Raw genomic sequence first — 26,836 nt, forward strand, 5'->3', positions numbered from 1 at the left:
AAATGCTCTATTGGTTGACGGCGCTTTCGGATGGCGGGGATTTTTTCAACCTCTTCCGCTACATCACATTCCGTGCCGGCGGAGCGTTCCTGACAGCGCTGGTGTTCGGATTTCTGTTTGGCAAGCCGCTGATCGCGGTCTTGCGGCGCAGACAGGGCAAAGGCCAGCCGATCCGCGATGACGGTCCCGAAGGACATTTTTCCAAAGCGGGCACGCCGACAATGGGCGGGTTGCTGATCGTAGGTGCGTTGACCACGTCCACACTGCTGTGGGCGCGTCTGGACAATCCGTTCGTGTGGATCGTGCTCGGAGTGACACTGGCCTTCGGATTGATCGGATTTGCCGACGATTATGCAAAAGTATCGAAACAAACGACTGCGGGCGTGCCGGGCAAGGTGCGCCTTTTGTTGGGGTTTGTGATCGCAGGACTTGCGGCCTATTTCGCCACCATCAGCCACCCCGAAACCTTGCAAAATCAACTAGCTTTACCGGTTTTCAAAGACGTTCTGGTGAATATGGGGTTTCTGTTCATCCCTTTCGCGATGATCGTCATCGTGGGATCTGCCAATGCGGTCAACCTGACCGACGGGCTGGACGGGCTGGCAATCATGCCGGTGATGATCGCGGGCGGCACGTTGGGTATCATCGCCTATGCGGTGGGTCGGGTGGACTTCACTGAATATCTGGACGTGCATTATGTGCCGGGCACCGGCGAATTGCTGATCTTTACCGCGGCCCTCTTTGGCGGTGGCCTGGGCTTTTTATGGTACAATGCGCCGCCTGCGGCAGTCTTCATGGGTGACACGGGCTCGCTGGCTCTGGGGGGCGCGTTGGGGGCCATCGCAGTGGCCACCAAGCACGAACTGGTTCTCGCGATCGTGGGGGGGCTCTTCGTCGTCGAGGCGCTCAGCGTGATCATCCAGGTGCTCTATTTCAAACGTACAGGCAAGCGCGTCTTCCTGATGGCGCCGATCCACCATCACTACGAGAAAAAGGGCTGGGCGGAGCCACAGATCGTGATCCGGTTCTGGATCATTTCCTTGATCCTGGCGATGATCGGTCTGGCCACACTCAAGGTGCGCTGATGGCGCGGACCCTCGCCACAGACGCAAACCGTGGCTCCGGTCGCACCATCGGAGCAGTTTCGATCTACTTTCTCCTAATCGACACTGCGTGCGACGTAACCAGACAGGTCCTCCGCGACCGACAGGAAAAGGCGTGGTGAAGGTGGTTTTTCTCTTGGCCCAAAATATCCCGGGGAGTGTGAGGGGCTGGCCCCTCACTCCGACGCGCGCAAAGGGCGATGCGATATGATCCCGGTGCGCGGCGTGAATGGTGCACGCGTTGCTGTTCTTGGTCTTGGACGATCCGGTCTGTCAGCCGCACGGGCGCTGGCGGAAGGCGGGGCGACGCCCATATGCTGGGATGACAATCCGGATGCCCGTATCAAGGCCGAAGCCGAAGGGTTCGACTGCGTTGACCTGAAACGGGCGGGGGCCTTTGACGACGTTTCGCGGCTGATCGTCAGTCCCGGCATTCCGCATCTCTACCCTGCGCCGAACGCTGTCATCTCGGCGGCGCTTGCGGCAGGGGTGCCGGTCGACAATGACATCGGGCTGTTCTTCCAGTCCTTCGCGACGCCGGAGTGGGACAACTTCGACAGCGCACCGCGGGTGATTGCCGTGACCGGCTCGAACGGGAAATCGACCACCTCTGCCCTGTTGCATCACATCATGCAGGTCGCTGGACGCCCGTCGCAATTGGCCGGCAATATCGGGCGCGGCGTGTTGGATATCGACCCACCGCATGACGGTGAAGTGATCGTTTTGGAACTGTCCAGCTACCAGACGGATCTGGCCCGCAATCTGACACCGGATGTGGCGGTTTTCACGAACCTGTCGCCGGATCATCTGGACCGGCACGGCGGCATGGGCGGATATTTTGCGGCCAAGCGTCGGCTTTTCGCCGAGGGCGGACCTGATCGCGCCGTGATCGGGGTTGACGAGGACGAGGGGCGTTTCCTCGCGGGTCAGTTGAGCGAAGGTCCCACGGATGACCGGGTCATCCGGGTTTCTGTGGAACAGAAACTGACCGGACCGGGATGGCAGGTTTTTGCCCGCAAGGGGTATCTGTCCGAATACCGTAAGGGTCGGCAGGTGGCGTCGATAGATCTGCGCGATATTGGCGGGTTGCCGGGCGCGCATAATCATCAAAACGCGTGTTCCGCTTACGCGGCGGCCCGCGCCGTTGGCATCGCCCCCAAGGTGATCGAGGCCGCGTTTCGGTCCTTTGCGGGCCTGCCCCACCGCAGCCAGTTGATCGCGGAAGCGGGTGGCGTGCGTTTCGTCAACGACAGCAAGGCCACGAATGTGGACAGCGCGGCCAAGGCTCTGGCGGCGTTTGACAACATCTTGTGGATCTGTGGTGGCCTTCAGAAAGACGGTGGTCTCGACGGTGTGAATGCCGCATCGGGCTCGGTCAAGAAAGCCTACGTGATCGGGCGCGAGGCTGCACATTTCGCGATGCAATTGACCGTGGATACCCACGTATGCAACACGATGGAGGCAGCCGTGGAAGCCGCCATGGCAGACGCAAAGTCCGGAGACGTCGTCCTTTTGGCGCCCGCCGCGGCCAGCTTCGATCAATATGACAGTTTTGAGCGGCGCGGCGAGGATTTCATCGCGCAGGTCAAGGCCAGGCTGTGATGCTCTGATCCAAAGGAGCGCCTTTCAGGCGCACTCTGTTTTGATTTGGTCAGGCCGCGGGCGGGCCAAGACGCCGATCAGCTTTGCAGGGCGCGGGCGGCGGCCATGGCGGACGACCACGCCCATTGGAAGTTGTATCCACCGAGCCAGCCGGTCACATCCACTGCTTCGCCGATGAAATAAAGACCGGGCACGTTTTTCGACATCATGGTTTTTGAGCTCAGACCGTCGGTTGCGACGCCGCCGCGTGTCACCTCTGCGGTGCGGTAGCCTTCGGTGCCGCCTGGGATCAGTTGCCAGGCCGTCAGGTCCTGGCAGATCGCGTCGATGCGACTGTCGGAGAGGTCTCCGAGCCGCCCCGACAGGTCGATCTGGTCGCTCAGGTGTTCCACAAGTCGACCGGGCAGATGTTTTGCAAGCTCGGTGGTGAGCGCTTTCTTGCCGTCTTCGGTGCGTTTTTGGCGCAGCACCGTGCCAAAATCCGTATCCGGTGCGAGGTGGACCGTGATCGGATGCCCAGCCGCCCAATAGCTGGAAGCTTGCAGGATCGCCGGGCCAGACAGCCCGCGATGGGTGAACAGCATCGCCTCGTCAAAGCTTGGGCCGTCGGCGGTGATCCGCGCGGGGCAGGCCACGCCGGAGATGTCGGCAAAGCGCCCGTCTGCAAAGGTAAACGGCACCAAGGCCGGGTCCGTTTCGGTGATCCGGTGACCGAATTGGCGGGCGATGTCGTAGGCAAAACCGGTCGCACCCATCTTGGGGATGGATTTGCCCCCTGTCGCGATGACGACGTTGTGCGCTGTGATCGGCTTGGTCTGGCCGTCTTTTGCCAGGGCGGCCGTGAAGCCGGTGCTGTTTTTTTCCAGATCGCTGATGCTGGCTTGCAAGCGCAGGTCGACCCCGGCATCTTGCATCAGGTTGCGCAGCATCGCGATGATCTCTTTGGCGGAGACGTCGCAAAAAAGCTGGCCCAAAGTCTTTTCGTGCCAGGCGATGTTGTGCTGGTTGATCAGGTCGATGAAATCCCATTGGGTATACCGGGCCAGCGCGGATTTGGCGAAATGGGGGTTTTCGCTGATGAAGGCCTGCGGTTCGCAATACAGGTTCGTAAAGTTGCAGCGTCCACCGCCCGAGATGCGAATTTTCTCGCCCGGAGCACGTGCATGATCCACAAGCAGCACCCGACCACCCGCATAGGCTGCACACATCATGCCGGCGGCTCCGGCGCCAATCACCAACGTATCAAAATCCATGACCTCCCCGTGCAGGATTGCACAGAAAGGGTCAAGCCTGTGCACTTGTGATGTGCAATGCGGCGGTTATCTCAAGAGTTCAGTCGTTCCAAAGGAGATCGCATCATGACAGCACTGGCCGCAGGCACCCATTTTCCCCAGATTGAAATTCCCCGTCTGGGCGAGGTCACTATCACTTTGGGCATCCCGCAAGAGGGGCGTGATTGGCAACTGGTCGTGATCTATCGTGGTCTGCATTGTCCGCTGTGCAAAAAATACCTTGCCCAGCTTGAAGAAATGCAGGGCCAGTTTCATGAGATCGGTGTCGATGTGGTCGTCGCTTCAGGTGATCCCGAGGCAAAAGCGCAAGTGATGACCGATGAGAAGGGCTTGAGCCTGCCGATGGGGTACGGCTTGAGCGTGGAGCAGATGAAAACGCTGGGACTTTATGTATCCGATCCGCGCAGCGCTCAGGAGACCGACCGCCCATTCGCAGAGCCTGGTCTGTTCGTGATCAATGGTGAAGGGCGCATCCAGATGGTCGACGTTTCCAACGCACCGTTCCTGCGTCCCGACCTGCCGGGGGTCCTCGGCGGCATCACTTTTATCCGCAACAACGATTATCCTATCCGAGGCACGCATAAAGCCGCCTAAATTCACGCGCGGGCAAGCCCAACAAAAGCTGGCCCGCGCGCGCCTTTTGAGCTATGCTACGCAGCATACCCCGGCCAAAACGGGGAACTGAGGCGGATTACAGGCAATAAGGCGGCAGATCATGACTGAAATGGTCTATGGTGCAGTTCCGATACGGGACGGCGAACCCATTCTTCCAAAATGGTGGCGGACAATCGACAAGTGGTCATTGTCCTGTGTTCTGATCCTCTTTGCGATCGGAATGCTGCTGGGCTTTGCGGCGTCCGTGCCGCTGGCGGAAAAGAACGGGTTTCCCCCGTTTCACTACGTGACACGGCAGGCGATATTTGGCGGCGGTGCGCTGATCGCAATGATCCTGACCTCGATGATGTCCCCGGTTCTGGTGCGGCGCCTCGCCGTCCTGGGGTTTCTGGTGGCGTTCGTGGCCCTGGTTTTCCTGCCCTTTTTCGGAACGGACTTCGGTAAGGGCGCAATGCGCTGGTATTCGCTGGGTTTTGCGTCCGTCCAGCCGTCCGAGTTTCTCAAGCCTGGCTTTGTCGTTGCGGCGGCCTGGATGATGGCGGCCAGTCAGGATATCAATGGCCCGCCCGGCAGGCTCTGGTCTTTCGCGCTTTGCATCTCGATCGTTCTGATGCTGGCCTTGCAACCTGATTTCGGGCAGGCTGCTCTGGTTCTGTTCGGATGGGGCGTGATGTATTTTGTGGCGGGTGCCCCTATCCTGCTGCTTGTCGGGATGGCGGGCCTCGTCATTTTCGGCGGCACCATCGCCTATTCCAATTCGGAGCACTTTGCCCGTCGCATCGACGGTTTTCTGAGCCCCGATGTCGATCCGCGTACGCAGCTGGGATATGCCACCAATGCGATCCAGGAGGGCGGTCTTTTCGGGGTCGGTGTGGGCGAAGGAGAAGTGAAATGGTCGCTGCCGGATGCCCATACGGATTTCATCATCGCAGTGGCGGCCGAGGAATACGGCCTTGTTCTCGTGCTTTGCATTATTGCGCTCTACACAGGCATTGTCGTGCGATCCCTGTTGCGGCTTGTACGTGAACGCGATCCGTTTATTCGGCTGGCCGGCACCGGGCTGGCCTGCATGTTCGGCGTTCAGGCGATGATCAACATGGGTGTGGCTGTGCGCCTTTTGCCGGCAAAAGGCATGACGCTGCCGTTTGTATCTTACGGTGGATCCTCCGTTATTGCGTCCGGCATCGCCATCGGCATGTTGTTGGCCTTTACCCGGACACGGCCGCAAGGCGAGATTTCGGATTTGCTGGGACGGGGGCACAGATGATCATCCGTGGCAGAGGCGGAGTAAACGCCGCCTTACGGGGAAGGCGATGACCCAACCGCTTCTCATGATTGCGGCCGGCGGCACGGGTGGTCACATGTTTCCGGCGCAGGCCCTGGCCGAGGCGATGCTGGCGCGCGGTTGGCGCGTCAAGCTGAGCACGGATGCACGCGGTGCGCGCTATACCGGCGGCTTTCCGCACAGCACCGAGATCGAGCAAATTTCGTCGGCCACGTTCGCCCGCGGTGGGGTCTTGGCCAAGGCTGCGGTGCCCTTCCGCATTGGGGCCGGCGTTTTGAGTGCTGCAATCCAGATGAAGCGGGACAAGCCGTCAGTTGTTGTCGGCTTTGGCGGGTATCCGACCATTCCGGCGATGGCGGCGGCCACTTTGCTGCGCTTGCCGCGCATGATCCATGAACAAAACGGGGTGCTGGGCCGGGTCAATCAGATCTTTGCGCCGCGTGTCGATGCGGTTGCCTGCGGCACATGGCCTACGGATGTGCCCGAGGACGTCGAAGCCATTCATGTTGGGAACCCGGTGCGCAAAGCCATTCTGGAACGTGCGGCGGCAGGATACATCGTGCCGGGCGATTACCCGATCGAATTGCTGGTCATCGGTGGCTCGCAAGGCGCACGCATCCTCTCGGACGTCATTCCCCCCGCGATTGCCAGCCTGCCGATGGAGCGGCTGCGCAGTCTGCGCGTTAGCCATCAAGCGCGCGGCGAAGACGAAGACCGCGTGCGCACCTTCTATGCCGAGCATGCCATCAACGCCGATGTGCAACCGTTTTTTCAGGATGTGCCCCGCCGCATGACCGAAGCGCAGTTGGTCATCTCGCGCTCGGGGGCGTCCTCCGTTGCGGATATTTCAGTGATTGGTCGGCCGTCGATCCTTATCCCATATGCGGCGGCGACGGGCGATCACCAAACCGCCAATGCACGTGGTCTGGCCGAAGCCGGGGCCGCCATCATGATCCCCGAAAGCCAGTTGACTGTGGACGTCATGGCCGAACAGATCGGATCGGTCCTCGACAATCCGGACGGGGCGTTGCAAATGGCGCTGGCCGCGCAAAGCGTCGGCAAACCAGAGGCCACCGAAACGCTCGCCGCCATGGTTGAAATCCTCGCTGAGAAAGGCAAAGCATGAACGCCGCGACCAAACTCCCAACAGATGTTGGCCCGATTCATTTTGTCGGCATCGGCGGCATCGGCATGTCCGGCATCGCCGAGGTGCTGTTGAACCATGGCTATACCGTGCAGGGCTCCGATCTGAAGGCGACGAAAATCACGGATCGGCTGGTCGATCTGGGAGCGACAGTGTTCGAAGGCCAAAAGGCCCGGAATGTCGAGAATGCCGCTGTGGTGGTGATCTCGTCTGCGATCAAGCCGGGCAATGCCGAGTTGGACGCCGCGCGGATCCTTGGCCTGCCCATCGTGCGGCGCGCCGAAATGCTGGCCGAGTTGATGCGCTTGAAATCGAACATCGCGATTGCGGGCACCCACGGCAAGACGACAACCACAACGATGGTTGCGGCCTTGCTGGATGAGGGCAAATTTGACCCGACCGTGGTGAATGGCGGCATCATCCACGCCTATGGCAGCAATGCGCGCAAGGGTGAAGGCGAGTGGATGGTTGTCGAGGCAGATGAAAGCGACGGTACGTTCAATCGGTTGCCCGCCACCATCGCCATCGTGACAAATATCGACCCCGAACATATGGAACACTGGGGTACCGAAGCGGCGCTGCACCAAGGGTTCCTTGATTTCGTGTCCAACATTCCGTTTTACGGCGTGGCCGTGTGTTGCACCGACGATCCAGACGTGCAGGCCCTGGTGGGCAAGATCACCGACCGGCGTGTCATCACCTACGGGTTCAACGCGCAGGCCGATGTGCGGGCGATCAACCTGAGCTACAAGGCAGGCGTGGCTCATTTCGATGTGGCGTTGCAGGCCGAAGACAAGGTGATCGAGAATTGCAGCCTGCCGATGCCCGGTGACCACAATGTGTCCAATGCGTTGTCCGCGATTGCGGTGGCACGTCATCTGGGCATGAAAGGGGATGAAATCCGTGCGGCTCTGGCGGCGTTCGGGGGCGTTAACCGCCGCTTTACCCGTGTGGGCGAAATTGACGGCGTGACGATCATCGATGATTACGGCCATCATCCGGTAGAAATCGCGGCGGTGCTGAAGGCCGCGCGGCAGGCGACGGACGGGCGCGTGATCGCAGTGCATCAACCGCACCGCTACACCCGGCTCAGCCATCACTTTGATGAATTCTGCGCCTGTTTCAATGACGCGGATGTGGTGGGCATTGCCGAGGTGTTTTCGGCCGGCGAGGCGCCGATAGAGGGCGCCAGCCGCGATGACCTTGTGGCCGGTTTGATCCGGCATGGTCATCGTCATGCCCGCGCTGTTATCGGCGAAGATGATCTGGAGCGTCTGGTGCGCGAGCAGGCGCGGCCCGGTGATATGGTCGTCTGCCTTGGGGCAGGAACGATCAGCACCTGGGCTAATGGCTTGCCCGGGCGGTTGCAGAAAGGGGCGGCGTAAGTGCGGTGATTAAAGTAGTCGTTTCAAGAGTTTTTTATTTCGGCAGGGCCTTGGTGTCGGATGTCCCGGCATTGGCCGCTGCACGGCGCGCTGCCGCTCAAGATATCAAAGCCCGCGTCACGGCGCGGGGACACAACCCTCGTTTTTTACCGGAGCTGTGCGGATGAGCTTGTCTTTGATCCTTGCCTGTATTTGGGGCCTCGTTGCGAACCTGCTGGCGATGCTGCCCAGTCGCGACAATCATTGGACCTATGCCTATGTCCTCATTGCCTTCGGCATTCCGATCGTCGGTTTTGTCACCTACCAGCACGGACCGGGGGCGGGGCTGTTCGTAATGGCGGCGGGCATGAGCGTGCTGCGCTGGCCGGTGATCTATGTCACCCGCTGGGTCAAGAACTGGGTCGCATCGCGCAAATGAACTGCGCCGTCGCTTTCCCATGATCTATGATCTGCCCGCCGTTCGCGGCACGCTGACCCCGCAAAAGGACCTGTCCGCTCTCACGTGGTTGCGCGTGGGCGGCCCGGCGGACTGGTTATTTCAGCCGGCCGATGCCGAAGATCTGAGCGCGTTTCTCGCGGCTCTTGGCCCGGATGTCCCTGTATTTCCCATGGGAGTAGGGTCGAATCTGATCGTGCGGGATGGCGGCTTGCGCGCGGTCGTCATCCGCCTGTCGCAGCGCGGCTTTGGCCAGATCGAGGTGAACGGGCTTGAGGTAACGGCAGGGGCCGCCGCATTGGACGGCCGGGTGGCGACGACCGCCGCGGCCGCCGGGGTGGACCTGACATTCCTGCGCACGATTCCCGGATCCATTGGCGGTGCCGTGCGCATGAATGCGGGCTGCTATGGCAGTTATACTGCGGATGTCTTTGTCTCCGCACAGGCGGTGCTGCGTGACGGCACCCTGGTCACTCTGAACGCCGATGATCTGCGTTTTGCCTATCGCCAGTCCAGTGTCCCGGACGGAGCCGTGATCACCTCGGTGACCTTGCGCGGCGTATCCGGCGATGCCGACGCGCTTGCGACGCGTATGCAGGAGCAACTGGCCAAGCGTGATGCGACGCAGCCGACGAAAGACCGCAGCGCGGGGTCAACCTTCCGAAATCCGGCAGGATTTTCGTCGACCGGGCGGGCCGATGACGTGCATGACCTCAAGGCGTGGAAAGTGATTGATGATGCGGGTTTACGCGGCGCGCGACGCGGTGGCGCCCAGATGAGCGAGAAGCATTCCAACTTTTTGATCAATACGGGCGGCGCCACAGCAGCCGACCTCGAAGGATTGGGCGAAGAGGTGCGAAAAAAGGTTTACGATTCAAGCGGTATCACGCTAGAGTGGGAAATTATGCGTGTAGGCGATCCGACATAAGATCTCACGCGCAGGGCAGATCGAAAAAAGCGATCAATAAACGGCGAATAATGATGAGGGTCCGCAAACGGGCCCCGGAACCAGAGGCACATGGCGGGTCAGTCGAGCAGGACGTCCCCGACAGTGGCGGTGTTAATGGGTGGCCCCTCGGCAGAGCGCGAGGTGTCTCTCTCGAGCGGGCAAGCCTGCGCAGCGGCGCTGAGGGACCAAGGATATAACGTGGTTGAGGTCGATGCTGGCCCCGACCTTGTTGCCGTTTTGCACTCCATAAAGCCTTGCGCTGTCCTGAACTGCCTGCATGGCCGTTGGGGCGAGGATGGTTGCGTGCAGGGGCTGCTGGAATGGATCGGCGTGCCGTATTCTCATTCCGGCGTGTTGTCCTCAGCTTTGGCGATGGACAAGCAGCGCACCAAGGATGTGTATCGCAGCGTCGGCCTGCCGGTGGTGGACAGCCTCATCGTGTCGGCGGATGCGGTGCGCGCGGCGCATGTGATGACGCCGCCCTATGTCGTAAAGCCCAACAACGAAGGATCGAGCGTCGGTGTCTACCTTGTGCACGAGGCCTCCAACGGCCCGCCGCAGCTTGCTGCGGATATGCCCGAATTCGTGATGGTCGAAGCCTTTGCCGCAGGGCGGGAGTTGACCACAACCGTGATGGGCGGCCGTCCCCTCGGCGTGACCGATATCCTCACCGATGGCTGGTATGATTATGACGCCAAATACAAACCGGGCGGATCGCGCCACGTGATCCCCGCCGATGTACCCACCGAGATTTTCGACCTGTGCCAGGATTATGCGGTGCGTGCCCACAATGCTTTGGGATGCAAAGGTGTGAGCCGAACGGATTTTCGCTGGGACGAAGGCAAAGGGGTCGCGGGGCTGATTTTGCTTGAAACCAACACCCAGCCCGGCATGACGCCGACGTCGCTGTCGCCCGAACAGGCGATCGCCGCGGGGATCTCCTTTGGCGAGCTTTGTGCCTGGATGGTGGAGGACGCGTCATGCCATCGCTGAAACGTGCCTCCCGCGCCGATCCGGCGCCGTCCCGTTGGTCATGGCGCTTGCAGCGTCTGATGCTGACGCCTGCTTTCCTGTTCTGCCTGCGTGTCGGTGTGCCGTTCATGGCCATGTTCGCGCTCGGCACTTGGTACCTGTCCAATCCGGACACACGCGCGGCGATCACGGAAACGGTGGCAGAGGCGCGTGCCGCAATCGAGCAGCGTCCGGAGTTCATGGTCAATCTGATGGCCATCGACGGCGGCGATGCCGAATTATCCGAAGCAATCCGCACCGCCGTGCCGTTGGATTTCCCGATGTCGTCCTTTGATCTGGACCCGGCAGAGATACGGGGCCGTCTGCTTGAATTGCCACCAATCAAGGAAGTCTCTGTGCGCATTCGTCCGGGTGGCGTGCTGCACGTGGATGTCACCCCGCGCGTGCCTGTCGCGATCTGGCGTACCGCCCGCGGCTTGACCCTGATCGATGACGAAGGCGCAGTCGTTGCCCCGATTGCACAACGAAGCCAGCACCCCAAACTGCCTGTGATCGCAGGCGAAGGTGCCGCGGAACATGTGGATGAAGCGTTGCAGCTTGTCGCGGCGGCGGCCCCTTTGGGCGACCGTCTGCGCGGTTTGGTGCGGATGGGCGACCGGCGCTGGGATGTGGTGCTTGACCGGAGTCAGCGCATCCTTCTGCCGACCGAAGGGGCGGTACGTGCGCTCGAACGGGTCATCGTTCTGGAGGCCACGCCGTCGCGCAAAGTGCTGAGCCGTGACATTGCGCGCATCGATATGCGCCTGCACGACCGGCCCACCGTTCGCATGAATGCCACAGCCACCGAAGAGTGGCGCCGGATCCGACAGTTGAATTCCGAGAAAGAGTTGCAGTGATGACCGACCTTTATTCAAATCAGCGCAGCATGCGCAACATGCGCAAGATCGCGATGCAGCGGGGCGTGGTCGCCATTCTCGATGTGGGCAGTTCCAAGATCGCCTGCCTTGTGCTGCGCTTTGATGGCAACGCGCAACTTGGCGACGACGGAGAGATCGGCTCGCTGGCGGGGCAGTCCGGCTTTCGCGTCATCGGGGCCGCAACGACGCGGTCGCGGGGCGTCACATTCGGCGAGATCAATGCCATACAGGAAACCGAACGCGCCATTCGCACCGTGTTGCAGGCGGCGCAGAAAATGGCCGGGATTCGCGTCGATCACGTGATTGCCTGTCTGGCCGGGGCGGAACCGCGCAGCTACGGGCTTGATGCGCGCATCGATGTCGAAGGACAAGCCGTCAGCGAAGCGGACGTGGCCCGTGTTTTGTCGCGCTGCGATGTGCCGGACTATGGCGAGGGCCGAGAGGTGCTGCATGCCCAACCGGTCAATTTCGCCCTGGACCACCGATCAGGCTTGTCTGACCCGCGCGGCCAACTGGGCTCGGAGCTTGCTGTTGATTTGCATATGCTGACCGTGGATGCAGCCGCCGTCCAGCATTTGGCGCATTGTATCAAACGCTGTGATCTGGAACTGGCGGGCATCGCATCCTCGGCTTATGTCGCTGGCATTTCTGCGCTGGTTGAGGATGAACAGGAGCTGGGGGCGGCTTGTATCGATCTGGGTGGCGGGTCCACGGGCGTATCGATCTTTATCAAAAAGCACATGATCTTTGCGGACTCCGTCCGGATGGGCGGCGATCACGTCACCAGCGATATCTCGATGGGATTGCAGGTGCCGATGGCCAACGCCGAACGGATCAAGACCTTTTACGGCGGTGTTCAGGCGACCGGTATGGACGACCGCGAAATGATCGAAATCGGCGGCGAGACGGGGGATTACGAACACGACCGCCGCACCGCCAGCCGCGCCGAACTGATCGGCATCATGCGCCCGCGCGTCGAGGAGATCCTCGAAGAGGTGCGCGCCCGACTGGATGCGGCGGGTTTCGACCACTTGCCCAGCCAGCAGATTGTTCTGACAGGCGGCGGCAGCCAAATTCCGGGCCTCGATGGGCTCGCATCAAAGATCCTTGGCCAGCAGGTACGACTTGGCCGACCGCTGCGCGTGCATGGATTGCCACAGGCCGCGACGGGGCCGAGCTTTGCCAGTGCCGTCGGCCTCGCTCTTTTTGCGGCCCATCCGCAAGACGAGTGGTGGGATTTCGACATTTCCCACGACCGGTATCCAAAGCGCAGCCTGCGCCGCGCGGTGAAATGGTTCCGGGATAACTGGTGATCGCAAAATGTGGGATCATCGTGGACATAGAGTGAACAAGAGCAAGAAATCGCCCATATTTTGCGTTAATTTTGTGTTTTTCGCGTGACGGATAAGCCACAAAGCGTTAGGTTTATGGGTATTAAGGCAAAAAAACACCCGCGAATGCGGCAAACAATACAGGCGGATATTACGATGACCTTGAACCTTTCACTGCCCGGGCAGGACGAGTTGAAACCCCGCATCACCGTCTTTGGTGTCGGCGGGGCGGGCGGCAACGCCGTCAACAACATGATCGAAAAAGAGCTGGATGGTGTCGATTTCGTCGTCGCCAACACCGACGCGCAGGCGCTGCAACAATCCGCCGCCGCCAATCGTGTGCAGCTGGGGATCAAAGTCACCGAAGGTCTTGGGGCAGGGGCGCGGGCAAGCGTTGGCGCCGCCGCAGCCGAGGAGTCAATCGAGCAGATCGTCGATCATCTGGCGGGCGCGCACATGTGCTTTATCACCGCCGGAATGGGCGGTGGTACGGGCACGGGTGCTGCACCGATCATCGCACAAGCTGCCCGCGAGTTGGGCGTGCTGACTGTCGGTGTCGTGACCAAACCTTTCCAGTTTGAGGGCGGCAAACGCATGAAGCAGGCCGAAGACGGTATCGAGGCGCTGCAAAAGATGGTCGACACGCTGATCATCATCCCCAACCAGAACCTGTTCCGTCTTGCCAATGAAAAGACCACGTTTACCGAAGCGTTTTCGATGGCGGATGATGTGCTTTACCAGGGTGTTAAGGGCGTAACGGACTTGATGGTCCGTCCCGGCCTGATCAACCTCGACTTTGCGGATGTCCGTGCTGTCATGGACGAAATGGGCAAGGCGATGATGGGGACGGGCGAGGCCGAGGGCGAAGATCGCGCCGTTCAGGCCGCCGAGAAGGCCATTGCCAACCCGCTGCTGGACGAAATTTCGCTACGCGGCGCCAAAGGTGTGCTGATCAACATCACCGGGTCGCATGACCTGACCCTGTTCGAATTGGACGAAGCGGCGAACCGTATCCGCGAAGAGGTCGATCCGGACGCGAACATCATCGTCGGATCGACCCTCGACACTGCGATGCAGGGCATGATGCGCGTCAGCGTTGTGGCCACGGGCATCGACGCCAGCGACGTGAACAGCGAATTGCCGGTTCCCCGGCGCAGCATGGCCGCACCGCTGAAGCCAACCGTGATGGCAGAAGAGGCTGATGACTATCCAGAACCGGCCCCCGCTTTGGTCGCCGCCGCCGCAGAAGAGCCCACGCTCTTCGAAGAGTTGGATGCACAAACCGTTGCCGCAGAAGACATGGCCGAGGATATCTTTGGCGAAGAAACGCAAGCCGAGGACGACGACGGTCTGCCACCCCCGGCCTATCAGCCGCAGGTTGCAGCCTTTGAGCCGACGCCAGAGCCTGAAACGCGCCGGGCCGAAGAGTTCGTCGCTCCGCGTGCGCCAGCACCCGGAACACCGTCCCCCGAAGCCCTGGCCCGTCTGCGCGCGGCCACGCAAAAGGCGACGGCATCACCGCAACGCCAGCACCACGCAGCCGAGCATGCCGTGACAGCAGCAGGTGAAAAGCCGCGCTTTGGAATCAACTCCCTGATCAACCGGATGACGGGTTCAGGTGAAGGCACGGGCGCGGAACGTCCTGCACGTCAGCAACCGCCGGTACAGCGCCAGGCCGCCGCTCCGGCGCCACAGCCCGTCGAAGCCGTGGACCCTGATCAGGAACGGATCGAGATCCCGGCATTTTTGCGTCGCCAGGCGAACTAGGCACAAATCATCTCGTCAAATCTGGGCCGCATCACTGCGGCCCTTTTTGCGTTTGATATCAAGGCCGGTTCATGTGGTGCGCGCATAACCGCCCATGGGATTCCGCGATGTTTCAGTCCGTTACAAAGATTGAGTTGAGTGTTGGCAGGGGCATCCATAGGTATCCTCAGGTCTAATCGGGGTGCGACTTGGCACGATGCAAACAACTGTGAAATCGCCAATTTCTTTCGCTGGGCGTGGATTGCACTCGGGCAAGAAGGCCCGCGTGACGATTCGTCCGGCGATGGCCGAGCACGGTATTTGGTTTGTCCGGACGGATATAGATGTGGGTGACACGATCGTGCCTGCCCGCTGGGATATGGTGCGTGAAACGTCCCTATGTACGACGCTCGCCAATGACGCGGGCGTGACAGTCAGTACGGTGGAGCACCTGATGGCCGCTCTGGTCGGCTGTGGCGTTCACAACTGCCTGATCGAGATCGATGGGCCCGAGGTCCCGATCATGGATGGCTCTGCGGTGGCGTTTGTGCGCGGATTGATGCAGCGCGGCTTGCGCATCCTGCCAGCCCCGGTGCGGGCTTTCGAGGTGCTCAAGCCTGTCAGCGTTGAACATGGTGGTGCGACAGCGACAATCCTGCCCTCTGACAGGATGCGTATTGAATTTCATATCGATTTCAAAGACGCTGCGATCGGACGCCAGCACAAATCCTTGAGTATGGACAACGGCAACTTTGCCCGCGAACTCTGTGACAGCCGCACGTTCTGTCGCAAGGGTGATATCGAAAAAATGCAGGCCAACGGTCGGGCGCTGGGCGGCAAAGCCGGCAGGAATGCCGTCATTTTTGATGGCGATCGCGTGTCCAGCCCGGGCGGTTTGCGTCATTCGGATGAACCGGTGCGTCACAAGATGCTTGATGCGCTGGGTGATCTGGCACTGGCCGGTGCGCCGCTGATCGGGCACTATATCGGGGTGCGGGCGGGCCATGCGCTGACCAATCAACTGCTGCGCGAACTGTTCACGACGCCGGATGCCGTGCGTATGGTGATATGCGACGCAGAAATGCTGGCGCGTCTGCCGGGCTATGGCCTTGTTTGGGACGAGATCCCCGCTGTTGCGTGACGCAGAGCGAATTCGTCATTTTCCCCCCCGGAACTATTGTGCTAGAGAAAGTCTAACAGCCCACGAAAAGGGCGGCGTACTGCATCTCTGGGGGTGGCAAGGCATGATCCGATGCAATTCCATGATACGTCTGACACTGGTCATGACGTTGGCGGCTGTCCTTGCCGCCTGTGGTGGCAACGGTCGCCCGACGGTCGGTGGTTTTTTCAATCAACAGGAAGTTCCGCTGGACAACTTTACGGCGGAACAGATCTTTGGCCGGGGTGAATTTGAGCTGGATAATAACAATCCCGGCGAAGCAGCATATTACTTCTCCGAAATCGAGCGGCTCTATCCTTATTCCGATTGGGCGCGCAGGGCCTTGATCATGCAGGCGTTTTCCTACCACCGCGACAAGGATTACCCCAACAGCCGGTCCGCAGCACAGCGTTTCATCGATTTCTATCCCGATGATGACGATGCGGCCTATGCGCAATACCTGCTCGCGCTCAGCTACTATGATCAGATCGACGAAGTCGGTCGTGATCAGGGCCTGACCTTTCAGGCATTGCAGGCTTTGCGTGAAGTGATCGAGCGCTATCCTGACAGCGAATATGCCAAATCCTCAATTCTGAAATTCGATCTCGCCTTTGATCACCTTGCGGGCAAGGAGATGGAGATCGGGCGGTATTATCTGAAGCGCGGGCGCTATACGGCGGCCATCAATCGCTTCCGTGTTGTCGTCGAAGACTTCCAGACCACGACCCACACGCCCGAGGCGTTGCACCGTTTGGTGGAAAGCTACCTGTCCTTGGGTTTGGCTGCCGAGGCCCAGACAGCGGCGGCGATTCTCGGATACAACTACCAGGCAAGCGAGTGGTATCAGGACAGCTTCAACTTGCTGGCCGGGAACGGGTTGGAGCCCGGACCGTTCAGCGATGGATGGCTGCGCCAGATCTATCGTCAGATGATCAAGGGCCGTTGGATTTAAGCAACGTTTTGGTACAGGCCATTTTGGTGGGCGGATATGCTGCGCGGTCTTGATATCTCGGACATGTTGATCATTGACCGGTTGGAACTTGCGTTTCAGCCGGGGTTGAACGTGTTGACCGGGGAAACCGGGGCCGGGAAATCCATTCTGCTCGACAGTCTGGGTTTTGTGCTGGGCTGGCGGGGCCGTGCGGACCTTGTGCGGCAGGGGGCGGCACAGGGCGAGGTCACGGCGTGGTTCGATCTGTCCGCCGATCATCCGGCGCGGGCCGTGCTGGAGGAAGCGGGTTTGCCGAGTGGTGATGAGTTGATCTTGCGCCGCGTGAATACGGCTGATGGTCGCAAGACCGCTTGGGTCAATGACCGTCGCTGTTCGGGGGAGGTGCTGCGGGCGCTGTCCGATACGTTGGTCGAATTGCACGGCCAGCATGATGATCGCGGCCTGCTCAATCCGCGCGGACACCGTGACATCCTTGATGAATTTGCCGACCTGGCGGCGGCGCGCTCCAAGACGCGTAATGCGTGGCGGGCGGCAGGCGCGGCGCGCAAGGCACTTGCGGCCGCCGAGGCCGCGATGCAGGCGATCCGGGCGGAAGAAGAGTATCTGCGCCATGCCGTCGCCGAGTTGGACGCGCTGGACCCGCAACCGGGCGAGGACGCCGCACTCGATACCCAGCGTCGGTTGATGAAGGCTGCGAAAGAAATCCTAGACAATGTGAAGCGGGCCAAGCAGATGCTAGGGAATGACGGCGCCGAAGGGGCGATCAACGATGCTATCAAGTGGCTGGAGGATGTAGCGGGCAAGGCCGACGGGCAACTGGATGCCCCAATATCTGCATTGTCGCGCGCGATGATTGAACTGGACGAGGCGAATGAGAGTGTTGAAAGTGCGCTGCGCAATCTTGCTTTTAATCCAAACGAGTTGGAGGCTGTTTCAGAGCGTTTCTTTGACATTCGTGACTTAGCCAAGAAGCATAAGAAAACTCCAGATGACCTGCCCGCTTTCGCCGATGATCTGCGCGCCAAACTGGCGGCCCTTGATGCGGGCGATGCGGATCTGGCAGTTCTGACCAAGGAAAAACTGGCCGCCGAAGCTACCTATGACGCGGCGGCTGCGACGCTGTCGGAGCGCCGCAAGGCCGCAGCTAAACGGCTTGATAAGGCGGTCATGGCGGAGCTTGCGCCGCTCAAGATGGAGCGGGCGGTTTTCAGGACCGAAATCGTGCCGGATACGCCGGGCCCTGATGGTATGGATGCGGTGGCGTTTACCGTGGCCACCAATCCCGGCGCGCCATCTGGCCCGTTGAACAAGATTGCGTCTGGCGGTGAATTGAGCCGCTTTCTGCTGGCGCTCAAGGTCTGTCTGACCAAGGGGCAGTCGGGGCTGACCATGATTTTCGACGAGATCGACAGAGGCGTTGGCGGCGCGACGGCGGACGCGGTTGGACGGCGGTTGGCGTCGATCGCGGCAGGCGGTCAGGTTCTGGTCGTCACGCACTCTCCGCAAGTGGCTGCCCTGGGCGCGTATCACTGGCGCGTGGAAAAGCGGGTCGCCAAGGGCATGACCACATCCACGGTCGTTCCTTTGGGTGCTCCAGATCGAGTGGACGAAATCGCGCGCATGTTGGCAGGCGATACGATCACGGATCAGGCACGCGCCGCTGCACGCGCTCTTTTGAACGTCTGAATTGTCGCATCCGCACCGAACTTCGGTTGCGTGGGCTTTCCAGACCGGAGCGCATGGCCTAAGACAAAGGGAGCAAAAGCTTTTTTGACCCCAATCATCACATGCCCGAACCTCGGCGCCGCTTCATGTCCCAACAGCTCGATCAGGCGGTTACCGCCTGCAAAGACGGCTGGAAAGTCCTGCGCCATCAGGGTCCGGGTCAAATTCAATTCTGGTTCATCGCACTTGCAGTCGGCATTGCGGCCGGCTTTGCCGCCTTGCTCTTTCGCAAGGGAATCGAAGCGTTGCAGGCGTGGCTCTATGGTACGGATGATGTGCATTATCTGCACAGTTTTGCCTCGTCTCTGCCGTGGTACTTGATTCTGATCATTCCCATCGTGGGCGGCTTGCTGACCGGCATCATCCTGCACCTGTTTACCAAAGATGCGATTGTGCGCAGTGTTGCGGACGTCATCGAAGGCGCGGCCTTGCGTGACGGACAGGTCGGAACGCGGGCCGGGATGGCATCGGCTCTGGCCAGCATGATCACCCTGTCTTCTGGCGGATCGACCGGACGGGAAGGGCCGGTGGTGCACATCGCCGCCGTGATCTCAACGAAAGTGTCGCGTTGGATCAAGGCGGACGGGATCACCGGGCGTGATTTGTTGGGCTGCGCCGTCGCGGCCGCTGTTTCGGCCAGTTTCAACGCCCCCATCGCAGGCGCACTTTTTGCGCTGGAGGTGGTGCTGCGTCATTTTGCGGTACATGCATTTGCGCCGATTGTGATTGCCAGCGTGGCGGGCACAGTGATCAACCGGCTGGAATTTGGCGATGTGGCCCAGTTTGATCTGCCAGAGACAAACGTGCTGACTTTTTATCAGGAATTGCCCGCGTTTCTCATTCTCGGGCTGATCTCGGGCCTTGTTGCCGTGGTTCTGATGCGCGCGATTTTCTGGACCGATGACCTGGGAACGGCTGTGCAAAATCGGACGGGCATGCCGCGCTGGTTACGTCCGGCTGTGTCGGGGGCCATGCTCGGGGCCATTGCGATCTTCTATCCCCATATTATCGGTGTCGGATATGAGACGACCACGCTCGCGCTGACGGGACAACTCGCCCTGAACGATGTTTTGGTCTTTGCCGTTCTGAAAACCGCGGCCGTCGCGATTACGATGGCCGGGCGCATGGGGGGCGGTGTGTTTTCGCCGTCCTTGATGCTCGGCGCTCTGACCGGGCTGGCCTTTGGATTGATCGCGACGGGGTGGTTCCCGGATGTGTCAGGCTCCGTCACGCTCTACGCGCTGGCTGGCATGGGGGCTGTGGCTGCGGCTGTTCTCGGCGCACCGATCTCGACCACGCTGATCGTGTTCGAGTTGACGGGCGACTGGCAGACGGGGCTGGCAGTGATGGTGGCGGTGTCGATGTCGACGGCCTTGGCGTCTCGGTTGGTGCACCGCAGTTTCTTTCTGACCCAACTGGAACGGCGCGGTGTGCATCTTGCGGCCGGACCCCAAGCCTACCTTCCCGCAATGTTTCCGATCAGCACGGTGATGCGCAGCCTGGATCATCCGCGCTCGGCTGACGAAGACCGGTGTTGGGACATGATTGGTGAGGCGATTTATGTGGACGCCAGTGGAACACTGGAAGTCGCCTTGCCGGTTTTTGACCGCGCCATGGTGCCGTTCATACCCGTTGTGACGTTGACCGGGGAAGGGAACGCACCAGAGCTTCAGGGTGCGCTTTTCCACGTGGACGCGTTGAAGGCCTATAATCGGGCTTTGGCGGCCACGGCGGCGGAAGAGCATAGTTGAGATCGTTGGGTGCTCTGTTTTGCGCGATGCGCAAAAGGCGCCCACCCACCGACCCAAATGCGATCAGATTTTCTCGACCGTGATCGTGTCGCCAACATAAAATGCCAGGTAATCCTTGATCCGGGCGACACCCTCTTTGGGGGCTTCATAACTCCAGACGGCATTTTCCAGTGTTTGCGACTTTGTCACGACGGAGAAATAGGTCGCATCGCCCTTATGGGGGCAATGGCTTGTCTTGTCCGTTCGATCAAGGAATGCCATCGCAATGTCGCCCCGTGGAAAATAGATGACAAAAGGGTAGTCGCCCTCGGACAACTCCAGTGCATTGTCGCTTTCGCCCAGCACAGCGCCGCCTGCGCGCACCGTCCAGGTTCCGGGTGCTTTGCGGATCGTGATGTGATCAGCCATGGCTGTGCCTCCATTCATGTCGAGAAAACCAGTGTTTGAAACCTGCATGTAGCAGAGGTGTCACCACACTGCCAGTGTCAGAGCGGTGCCGTCGCCTGTTTCAGCCAATCCCGCGTCGTTTCCGAAACTCTTGGTCCGATCTTGTCATAGGTCTCGCAATGATATGCGTCGATCCATGCCCGGCTCTCTGCATCCAGCATTTGGACATTGACAAGCCGACGGTCGATCGGCGCGAAGGTCAGCGTGCGCCAACTCAACATCTCGCGATGCGCGTCCCCGCCGGGTGGGACTTCGGCGGTTTCAGCCACGATCAGGTTTTCAATGCGGATGCCAAAAGCGCCTTCACGGTAATATCCGGGTTCGTTGGACAGGATCATGCCGGGTTCGATGGGGACATGGTTGATCCGGCTGAGCCGCTGGGGGCCTTCGTGCACGGACAGATATGCGCCCACGCCATGACCCAGCCCATGATCAAAGTCCTGATGGGCGTACCAAAGAGGTGCGCGGCCAATCGCTTCGATATCCCGCCCGGCCAGCCCTTTGGGCCACCGCAGCCGCGACATCGCAATCATACCCATCAGAACGCGCGTATAGGCGGCGCGCGCCGTGTCGGGTGGCGTTCCAATTGCAATCGTGCGGGTGATGTCCGTCGTACCATCGAGATATTGCCCGCCGCTGTCGAGGACGATCAGATGCCCATCTTCCAGGACGCTGTCGGTCTCTTCGGTCACACGGTAATGCATGATGGCCCCGTTGGGTCCGGTGCCCGCGATGGTTTCAAAGCTGATATCCTGCAAGGCATTGTCCCGGCGGCGCATCGATTCGAGCCGAGTGACGACTTGGGTTTCACGCAGAGTACCGGGGGCTTGCGCATCCAGCCAAGCCAGCAATTCGACGACCGCCGCGCCGTCCCGCAGATGGGCTTCGGCACTGCCCGCAATTTCGGACGGGTTCTTGCAGGCTTTGGGCAGGGCGCAGGGATCAGCCCCCCATTTCACGCGGCCGCCAATGCAATCTGCGACACGGACAGGGACTGTGGATTTATCGAGACAGACCGGACCGTCCAAGCCGTCCAGATACTGCAAGAAAGCGGCGGGATCATGGCAGGTCACCTCTGGTCCAAAATGATCACGCACCTCGGTCAGCTTTTCCTCGGCCATGAACAGGTTAACCTTGCCGTCATGATGCAAGACACCAAACCCCTGTGCGATCGGATTGCGCGGAATGTCGGCGCCGCGGATGTTGAGCAGCCAGCACAAGCTGTCTGGCAGGGTGATAACGGCGCATGTGGCCCCATCCTTGTGCAAGGCATTGCCAAGACGGGCGCGCTTTTCTGCATGGCTTTCGCCTGCAAATTCAAGCGGATGGACCTTGACCGGTGCTGCTGCGGGCGCAGGTTGGTCCGGCCAGCAGCGATCGACGAGATTGTCGACCTGAACCAGCGAAACACCGGACCCTTCCAACGCTTCGCGGCTTTGTTCGATCTGACCGGACGTGTGGAGCCAAGGATCAAATCCCACACGACCGCCCGTCGGCAGTTGTTCCTTGAGCCAATCCGCAAGGGATACCTCTGGCCATGGTACGGGCGTAAAAGCATCCGCAACTTGTGCTTTGACTTGCGTGCGATAACGGCCGTCGATGAACACACCGGCCACGTCGCGCAAGGCCGCACAAAACCCTGCCGACCCGGTAAAGCCTGTCAACCAGGCCAATCTCTCATCGTGGGTAGAGACATATTCACCCTGATGCGCATCGGCGCGTGGAACCAAATAACCGTCGAGCCCCTCGGTCTCAAGCTGCGCGCGCAACGCTGCCAATCGGGGCGGACCCTGCTCGGGGCGCGCGGTGACCTCAAAGCTCTGAAACATGTCCGGTCCCTTTTCTCTGTTCTTGAAATATCCCCCCGGGAGGGGGGTCGGGCTCAACTCACGCGCCGCATGCCCATCACGCGCGCCCTTGCCCGTGGATCGCTGTCGAAGAGTGCGGCCAACTGTTCGGTCATCGCGCCGGCCAACTGTTCGACATCCGTTATGGTCACTGCGCGGTCGTAGTATCGGGTCACATCATGGCCGATCCCGATCGCGAGCAACTCGACCTGTCTTTTGCGTTCAACCATTGCAATGACGTCGCGCAAATGCTTTTCCAGATAGTTCGCCGGGTTGACGGACAGGGTGCTGTCATCCACAGGCGCACCATCAGAGATCACCATCAGGATCTTGCGCGCCTCGGGGCGGCCTGCCATTCGGCGATGGGCCCATTCCAGCGCTTCTCCGTCAATGTTTTCCTTCAGCAGCCCTTCTTTCATCATCAGCCCCAGATTGGGTCGAGCCCTTCGCCAAGGCGCGTCGGCGGATTTATAGATGATATGGCGCAGATCGTTGAGACGCCCGGGCTGGGCCGGACGGCCATCATTCAGCCACGCCTCGCGGGCCAGTCCGCCCTTCCACGCGCGGGTCGTGAAACCGAGGATTTCGACCTTTACGTTGCACCGCTCGAGCGTGCGGGCCAACACATCCGCGCATATGGCGGCAATCGAAATAGGACGCCCGCGCATGGAGCCGGAATTGTCCAGTAAAAGCGTAACGCAAGTGTCGCGAAATTCGGTGTCTTTCTCAACTTTGAACGAAAGCGGCGTCGTCGGATTGGCCACGATCCGGGCAAGGCGACCTGCGTCCAGTGTACCTTCTTCCAGATCGAACTCCCATGATCGGTTCTGCTGCGCCTGCAAACGGCGTTGCAGCTTGTTGGCGAGGCGGCTGACAGCGCCCTTCAGCGGCTCAAGCTGCTGATCGAGATAGGCACGCAAACGCTCCAACTCGACCGGTTCGGCCAGATCTTCGGCGCGGATCTCTTCGTCATGGGTGTCGAGGTAGACGCGGTAATCCGGATCGGCCTCAGACACGGGTTGCGGGGGCGGGGGCTCCAGCGGGGCCTCGCCTTCCGGCATTTCGGCCTCTTCGCCCAGTTCCTGATCGGCCATGTCGTCCATCGACACCTGTGCCTGCGACGCGTCCTGCTGCTCATCTTGCGACTGCTCGGGCGTGCCCTCTTCGTTCTCCTGATCCTGATCGTCCTGACCGGTGCTGTCAGGGTCTTGCTCTTCTTCCTGACCCTCTTCGGCCTGATCTTCCTGATCTTCGTCGATCTGGTCCGGGTCATCGCCCAGTTGATCGCCGTATCCCAGATCGCTGATCATCTGCCGGGCAAAGCGGGCAAAGGCAGATTGATCTTCAAGGATATCACCCAGGTCTTCGAGGGTGCCGCCCGCCTGATCCTCGATAAAGCCGCGCCAGAGGTCCATGGCGTTTTCGGCACCGCCGGGCAGGTCACGCCCAGTTGCCAGATGCCGGATCAGATAACCCGCCGCGACCGCCAGAGGTACATCGCTGGCCTGCTTGCACTGGTCATAGCCCTTGCGCATGGCGTCGTTCTTGATCTTGGCGTCGATATTGCCTGCGGTGCCGGGCATGTCGCGCGCGCCCATTGCCTCGCAACGGGCCGTTTCCATCGCTTCGTAAAGGTCGCGCGCCATTTCCCCTTGTGGCGAATAACGCGCATGGGTCTGACCGTTGTGATAGCGGCGGTGCAGCGCCAGCGCGTCGGCCGTTCCGCGTGCCAGCATCACCTCGTCGCGTGTCATGCGGCGGCTGACTTGCGGCAGGCGCATTGCATCGCCAGAGACGCCTGAAGGATCGACCGAGTACGAAACGTTCAACTCAGGATCATTGGCCATGACCTTGGTGGCCTCGGCAAGGGCTTTCTTGAACGGGTCTGCGGGGTTGTCGGAGTTCGTTGACATGTTCAGCTCCAAACAGAAGTAAGGGACTGGCCGATGAACAGAGTTCCGGCCAGCGCCGCTGTTTTGCCGCGCGCCCGGATCACCCCAGGCTCACGCTGGCCGCGCTTTCCGGCAATTCCTCATCGAACAAACGCTGATAGAACTCGGCGACCGTCTGCCGCTCCAGTTCGTCGCATTTGTTGAGAAAGCTCAAGCGGAAAGCATAGCCAACATTGCGGAAAATCTCTGCGTTCTGCGCCCAGGCGATGACAGTTCGCGGAGACATCACCGTCGACAGATCGCCGTTCATGAACGCCGTGCGCGTCAGATCGGCGACTGTGACCATCTGTTTGACCTTCTTGCGCCCTTCGGCAGTGTTGTAATGCGGGTTCTTGGACAGAACGATGGCCGTCTCCGCGTCGATGCTGAGATAGTTCAGCGTCGCCACCAATGACCAGCGGTCCATCTGGCCCTGGTTGATTTGCTGGGTGCCGTGATAAAGGCCAGTTGTATCACCCAGGCCAACCGTGTTGGCCGTCGCGAAGATGCGGAAATAGGGGTGGGGTTCGATTACTTTGTTCTGGTCGAGCAGGGTCAGCTTGCCGTCGACTTCCAGCACACGCTGGATCACGAACATCACGTCCGCGCGGCCTGCATCGTATTCGTCGAATACGATGGCTGTCGGCGTACGTAACGCCCAGGGCAGGATGCCTTCCTGGAAATCGGTGATCTGCTTGCCGTCTTTCAGCTTGATTGCGTCCTTGCCGATCAGGTCGATCCGGCTGATGTGGCTGTCGAGGTTCACACGCACGGTGGGCCAGTTCAGGCGGCTTGCGACCTGTTCGATATGGGTCGATTTGCCCGTGCCGTGATAGCCTTGAATCATGACGCGCCGATTGTGCGAAAATCCTGCAAGGATGGCGAGGGTCGTGTCGGGGTCGAATTTGTAGGTGCTGTCAAACTCGGGCACGCGATCGGTGCGATCAGCAAACCCCTTGACGATCATGTCGGTGTCGATGCCAAAGACCTCGCGGACAGAGATTTCCTCGCTTGGTTTTGCGTTGATATCCATTCCGCCGTCCGCCATGTCGCATCTTCCTTCAAAAAAGTTAAAGCGCCCCGCTCAGGCGCGACGCACGTGGTGCAACATATATTTCCAAAGGGCAAGGGGAAGTGCGTGCTGCTGCGCGCCTCTCATTGGTGATTTGGCTCGCAACGTTTACTTGTCGCGGAAGTTCCGGCTGCTTTTGATTTGATCCCAGGCCCAGACCACTTCCTGCAATTGTTCTTCCTGGCTTCGGTCTCCACCGTTCATGTCCGGGTGCAAAACCTTGATCAGCGCCTTGTAGGCTTTGCGCACGTCGGCCTTTGTCTCGGCCTTCGATGCGTCCAGAATTTCGATCGCGCGTTTTTCGGTGGGGGGCAGTTTGCGCCCGCCGCCGGGTTTGTTGCGCCCCGGGTTTTGCGTGCTGTTCTTGCCCAGAACTTGATGAGGGTCTTCAATACCCAGCCGCGCCCATGCGCGGGCTTCTGGATCACCCAAGGGCTTGGTCGTGCGTTCCCAGACCTTGTCTTTAGATTGCTGCGCGTTGATTTCGGCCTCGGTGGTGCCGTCAAAGAAATTCCACTTGAGGTTATACTCCCGCACATGCTGCTGGCAGAACCAGAAATAGTCGTCCAGAACATCCGGTGCTTTAGGCGCTCGGAACTTGCCCGCTTCTTCACAACCATCGTGATCGCACACGCGAACCGAGGTCTCTGACGCACCGGACATGCCGCGGCGTCCGCGCGGATTTTTCTTTTTCGCCGACGAGACGGACATGTCAAAACCGAAGGGATCTGATTTGGGCATTGCAACGGTCCTTTCCGACTCAGGCGCTCAAGTTTAGTCTTTGGGGATCAGGATTGAAGGGGGTTCGATAAAAAAATGTCAGTCAGACAGGAAATTGAAGACAAACTGCGCGCAGCGTTCGACTTGCGCGAGATCGTCGTCGTGGATGACAGCGCCAGCCATGCTGGCCATGCAGGCGCACCAGAAGCGGGCGAAAGTCACTTTAATGTTCGGTTGCGAAGTACTGATTTCAAAGGAAAAAGCAGGGTTTCTCGGCATCGGTTGGTGCATGGTGCCCTTGGTCCGGACCTGATCGGGCGCATCCATGCGCTGGCTCTTGATTTAGACGTTTAAGATACGTTTTCAATATTTTGATTTTATACTTGTGCGCCTGAATTGACCTGACGATTTTTGTGCCTGCGATTCAGTTCGTCGCATGGCCGAAGGCGCGGCGG

Annotated in this window: 23 protein-coding genes; 17 read left to right on the forward strand and 6 right to left on the reverse strand. The window is 60.2% G+C overall.

The window, feature by feature from the left end; all coding sequences use genetic code 11:
* The first annotated feature begins 2 nt into the window (after positions 1 to 2).
* Complete coding sequence (gene mraY / locus LC354_RS08530; protein WP_223422910.1) at positions 3 to 1,085, forward strand: phospho-N-acetylmuramoyl-pentapeptide-transferase; 1,083 nt, start codon at positions 3 to 5, stop codon at positions 1,083 to 1,085.
* Between the two features lie 225 nt (positions 1,086 to 1,310).
* Complete coding sequence (gene murD / locus LC354_RS08535; RefSeq protein ID WP_223422912.1) at positions 1,311 to 2,705, forward strand: UDP-N-acetylmuramoyl-L-alanine--D-glutamate ligase; 1,395 nt, start codon at positions 1,311 to 1,313, stop codon at positions 2,703 to 2,705.
* 77 nt (positions 2,706 to 2,782) lie between these two features.
* Here the strand turns inward: murD and LC354_RS08540 are convergent, their stop codons facing one another.
* Entirely contained in the window at positions 2,783 to 3,958 is a 1,176-nt protein-coding gene (locus LC354_RS08540) for a BaiN/RdsA family NAD(P)/FAD-dependent oxidoreductase (RefSeq protein WP_223422913.1), read from the reverse strand.
* Positions 3,959 to 4,063: 105 nt separating this feature from the next.
* On the opposite strand from LC354_RS08540, the gene LC354_RS08545 reads away from it, so the two are divergent.
* The 14 genes from LC354_RS08545 to LC354_RS08610 all read left to right on the forward strand — a co-directional run bounded on the left by LC354_RS08545 (position 4,064) and on the right by LC354_RS08610 (position 20,364).
* Positions 4,064 to 4,591, forward strand: a complete 528-nt coding sequence (locus LC354_RS08545) for a redoxin domain-containing protein (RefSeq protein ID WP_223422915.1) — start codon at positions 4,064 to 4,066, stop codon at positions 4,589 to 4,591.
* 121 nt (positions 4,592 to 4,712) lie between these two features.
* Entirely contained in the window at positions 4,713 to 5,879 is a 1,167-nt protein-coding gene (gene ftsW / locus LC354_RS08550) for a putative lipid II flippase FtsW (RefSeq protein WP_223422916.1), read from the forward strand.
* Between the two features lie 46 nt (positions 5,880 to 5,925).
* Positions 5,926 to 7,023, forward strand: coding sequence for a UDP-N-acetylglucosamine--N-acetylmuramyl-(pentapeptide) pyrophosphoryl-undecaprenol N-acetylglucosamine transferase (locus LC354_RS08555; protein WP_223422918.1), 1,098 nt, complete (start codon positions 5,926 to 5,928; stop codon positions 7,021 to 7,023).
* Entirely contained in the window at positions 7,020 to 8,426 is a 1,407-nt protein-coding gene (gene murC / locus LC354_RS08560; protein ID WP_223422920.1) for a UDP-N-acetylmuramate--L-alanine ligase, read from the forward strand. The genes LC354_RS08555 and murC overlap by 4 nt, the downstream gene beginning before the upstream one ends.
* A 163-nt stretch (positions 8,427 to 8,589) precedes the next feature.
* Entirely contained in the window at positions 8,590 to 8,844 is a 255-nt protein-coding gene (locus tag LC354_RS08565) for a DUF2484 family protein (RefSeq protein WP_223422922.1), read from the forward strand.
* Between the two features lie 19 nt (positions 8,845 to 8,863).
* A complete protein-coding gene (gene murB, locus LC354_RS08570) occupies positions 8,864 to 9,790 on the forward strand; it encodes a UDP-N-acetylmuramate dehydrogenase (protein WP_223422924.1) in 927 nt (308 codons plus the stop codon).
* A gap of 135 nt (positions 9,791 to 9,925) precedes the next feature.
* A complete protein-coding gene (locus LC354_RS08575; protein ID WP_263289359.1) occupies positions 9,926 to 10,804 on the forward strand; it encodes a D-alanine--D-alanine ligase in 879 nt (292 codons plus the stop codon).
* Positions 10,792 to 11,679, forward strand: coding sequence for a cell division protein FtsQ/DivIB (locus tag LC354_RS08580; protein ID WP_223422927.1), 888 nt, complete (start codon positions 10,792 to 10,794; stop codon positions 11,677 to 11,679). The genes LC354_RS08575 and LC354_RS08580 overlap by 13 nt, the downstream gene beginning before the upstream one ends.
* On the forward strand, positions 11,679 to 13,013 hold the full coding sequence (ftsA, locus tag LC354_RS08585; RefSeq protein WP_223422929.1) for a cell division protein FtsA: 1,335 nt from the start codon (positions 11,679 to 11,681) through the stop codon (positions 13,011 to 13,013). Before LC354_RS08580 ends, ftsA begins: the two co-directional genes overlap by 1 nt.
* Positions 13,014 to 13,187: 174 nt before the next feature.
* Positions 13,188 to 14,798: a cell division protein FtsZ gene (gene ftsZ / locus LC354_RS08590; RefSeq protein WP_223422931.1), complete on the forward strand. Its 1,611-nt coding sequence runs from the start codon at positions 13,188 to 13,190 to the stop codon at positions 14,796 to 14,798.
* A gap of 196 nt (positions 14,799 to 14,994) precedes the next feature.
* Complete coding sequence (lpxC, locus tag LC354_RS08595) at positions 14,995 to 15,918, forward strand: UDP-3-O-acyl-N-acetylglucosamine deacetylase (RefSeq protein WP_223422933.1); 924 nt, start codon at positions 14,995 to 14,997, stop codon at positions 15,916 to 15,918.
* 121 nt (positions 15,919 to 16,039) lie between these two features.
* Positions 16,040 to 16,888, forward strand: a complete 849-nt coding sequence (locus LC354_RS08600; RefSeq protein WP_263289360.1) for an outer membrane protein assembly factor BamD — start codon at positions 16,040 to 16,042, stop codon at positions 16,886 to 16,888.
* 36 nt (positions 16,889 to 16,924) lie between these two features.
* Entirely contained in the window at positions 16,925 to 18,574 is a 1,650-nt protein-coding gene (gene recN / locus LC354_RS08605) for a DNA repair protein RecN (RefSeq protein ID WP_223422935.1), read from the forward strand.
* A gap of 101 nt (positions 18,575 to 18,675) precedes the next feature.
* The gene (locus LC354_RS08610) at positions 18,676 to 20,364 is read left to right on the forward strand and encodes a chloride channel protein (protein WP_223422936.1); all 1,689 of its coding nucleotides are present in this window, start codon (positions 18,676 to 18,678) and stop codon (positions 20,362 to 20,364) included.
* A gap of 63 nt (positions 20,365 to 20,427) precedes the next feature.
* On the opposite strand, the gene LC354_RS08615 is transcribed toward LC354_RS08610, so the two are convergent.
* The 5 genes from LC354_RS08615 to LC354_RS08635 form a co-directional block, all read right to left on the reverse strand.
* Positions 20,428 to 20,772: a DUF427 domain-containing protein gene (locus LC354_RS08615; protein WP_223422938.1), complete on the reverse strand. Its 345-nt coding sequence runs from the start codon at positions 20,770 to 20,772 to the stop codon at positions 20,428 to 20,430.
* 77 nt (positions 20,773 to 20,849) lie between these two features.
* Complete coding sequence (locus LC354_RS08620) at positions 20,850 to 22,640, reverse strand: aminopeptidase P family protein (RefSeq protein WP_223422940.1); 1,791 nt, start codon at positions 22,638 to 22,640, stop codon at positions 20,850 to 20,852.
* A gap of 53 nt (positions 22,641 to 22,693) precedes the next feature.
* A complete protein-coding gene (gene cobT / locus LC354_RS08625) occupies positions 22,694 to 24,571 on the reverse strand; it encodes a cobaltochelatase subunit CobT (RefSeq protein ID WP_223422942.1) in 1,878 nt (625 codons plus the stop codon).
* A gap of 79 nt (positions 24,572 to 24,650) precedes the next feature.
* Complete coding sequence (gene cobS / locus LC354_RS08630) at positions 24,651 to 25,637, reverse strand: cobaltochelatase subunit CobS (protein WP_223422944.1); 987 nt, start codon at positions 25,635 to 25,637, stop codon at positions 24,651 to 24,653.
* A gap of 132 nt (positions 25,638 to 25,769) precedes the next feature.
* The gene (locus LC354_RS08635) at positions 25,770 to 26,402 is read right to left on the reverse strand and encodes a DnaJ domain-containing protein (RefSeq protein ID WP_223422946.1); all 633 of its coding nucleotides are present in this window, start codon (positions 26,400 to 26,402) and stop codon (positions 25,770 to 25,772) included.
* 75 nt (positions 26,403 to 26,477) lie between these two features.
* Here LC354_RS08635 and LC354_RS08640 point away from each other — a divergent pair, with 75 nt between their 5' ends.
* Positions 26,478 to 26,735, forward strand: a complete 258-nt coding sequence (locus LC354_RS08640) for a BolA family protein (RefSeq protein ID WP_223422948.1) — start codon at positions 26,478 to 26,480, stop codon at positions 26,733 to 26,735.
* Positions 26,736 to 26,836: the final 101 nt, after the last annotated feature.

This window comes from Tateyamaria pelophila (genome assembly GCF_019966495.1).
Taxonomy (GTDB): domain Bacteria; phylum Pseudomonadota; class Alphaproteobacteria; order Rhodobacterales; family Rhodobacteraceae; genus Tateyamaria; species Tateyamaria pelophila.

What these genes read in the sequence shown, in the direction of transcription:
- mraY (WP_223422910.1), top strand. Translation starts at nt 3, where the DNA reads ATGCTCTATTGGTTGACGGCGCTTTCGGATGGCGGGGATTTTTTCAAC.
- murD (WP_223422912.1), top strand. Translation starts at nt 1,311, where the DNA reads ATGATCCCGGTGCGCGGCGTGAATGGTGCACGCGTTGCTGTTCTTGGT.
- LC354_RS08540 (WP_223422913.1), bottom strand. Translation starts at nt 3,958, where the DNA reads ATGGATTTTGATACGTTGGTGATTGGCGCCGGAGCCGCCGGCATGATG.
- LC354_RS08545 (WP_223422915.1), top strand. Translation starts at nt 4,064, where the DNA reads ATGACAGCACTGGCCGCAGGCACCCATTTTCCCCAGATTGAAATTCCC.
- ftsW (WP_223422916.1), top strand. Translation starts at nt 4,713, where the DNA reads ATGACTGAAATGGTCTATGGTGCAGTTCCGATACGGGACGGCGAACCC.
- LC354_RS08555 (WP_223422918.1), top strand. Translation starts at nt 5,926, where the DNA reads ATGACCCAACCGCTTCTCATGATTGCGGCCGGCGGCACGGGTGGTCAC.
- murC (WP_223422920.1), top strand. Translation starts at nt 7,020, where the DNA reads ATGAACGCCGCGACCAAACTCCCAACAGATGTTGGCCCGATTCATTTT.
- LC354_RS08565 (WP_223422922.1), top strand. Translation starts at nt 8,590, where the DNA reads ATGAGCTTGTCTTTGATCCTTGCCTGTATTTGGGGCCTCGTTGCGAAC.
- murB (WP_223422924.1), top strand. Translation starts at nt 8,864, where the DNA reads ATGATCTATGATCTGCCCGCCGTTCGCGGCACGCTGACCCCGCAAAAG.
- LC354_RS08575 (WP_263289359.1), top strand. Translation starts at nt 9,926, where the DNA reads ATGGGTGGCCCCTCGGCAGAGCGCGAGGTGTCTCTCTCGAGCGGGCAA.
- LC354_RS08580 (WP_223422927.1), top strand. Translation starts at nt 10,792, where the DNA reads ATGCCATCGCTGAAACGTGCCTCCCGCGCCGATCCGGCGCCGTCCCGT.
- ftsA (WP_223422929.1), top strand. Translation starts at nt 11,679, where the DNA reads ATGACCGACCTTTATTCAAATCAGCGCAGCATGCGCAACATGCGCAAG.
- ftsZ (WP_223422931.1), top strand. Translation starts at nt 13,188, where the DNA reads ATGACCTTGAACCTTTCACTGCCCGGGCAGGACGAGTTGAAACCCCGC.
- lpxC (WP_223422933.1), top strand. Translation starts at nt 14,995, where the DNA reads ATGCAAACAACTGTGAAATCGCCAATTTCTTTCGCTGGGCGTGGATTG.
- LC354_RS08600 (WP_263289360.1), top strand. Translation starts at nt 16,040, where the DNA reads ATGATACGTCTGACACTGGTCATGACGTTGGCGGCTGTCCTTGCCGCC.
- recN (WP_223422935.1), top strand. Translation starts at nt 16,925, where the DNA reads ATGCTGCGCGGTCTTGATATCTCGGACATGTTGATCATTGACCGGTTG.
- LC354_RS08610 (WP_223422936.1), top strand. Translation starts at nt 18,676, where the DNA reads ATGCCCGAACCTCGGCGCCGCTTCATGTCCCAACAGCTCGATCAGGCG.
- LC354_RS08615 (WP_223422938.1), bottom strand. Translation starts at nt 20,772, where the DNA reads ATGGCTGATCACATCACGATCCGCAAAGCACCCGGAACCTGGACGGTG.
- LC354_RS08620 (WP_223422940.1), bottom strand. Translation starts at nt 22,640, where the DNA reads ATGTTTCAGAGCTTTGAGGTCACCGCGCGCCCCGAGCAGGGTCCGCCC.
- cobT (WP_223422942.1), bottom strand. Translation starts at nt 24,571, where the DNA reads ATGTCAACGAACTCCGACAACCCCGCAGACCCGTTCAAGAAAGCCCTT.
- cobS (WP_223422944.1), bottom strand. Translation starts at nt 25,637, where the DNA reads ATGGCGGACGGCGGAATGGATATCAACGCAAAACCAAGCGAGGAAATC.
- LC354_RS08635 (WP_223422946.1), bottom strand. Translation starts at nt 26,402, where the DNA reads ATGCCCAAATCAGATCCCTTCGGTTTTGACATGTCCGTCTCGTCGGCG.
- LC354_RS08640 (WP_223422948.1), top strand. Translation starts at nt 26,478, where the DNA reads ATGTCAGTCAGACAGGAAATTGAAGACAAACTGCGCGCAGCGTTCGAC.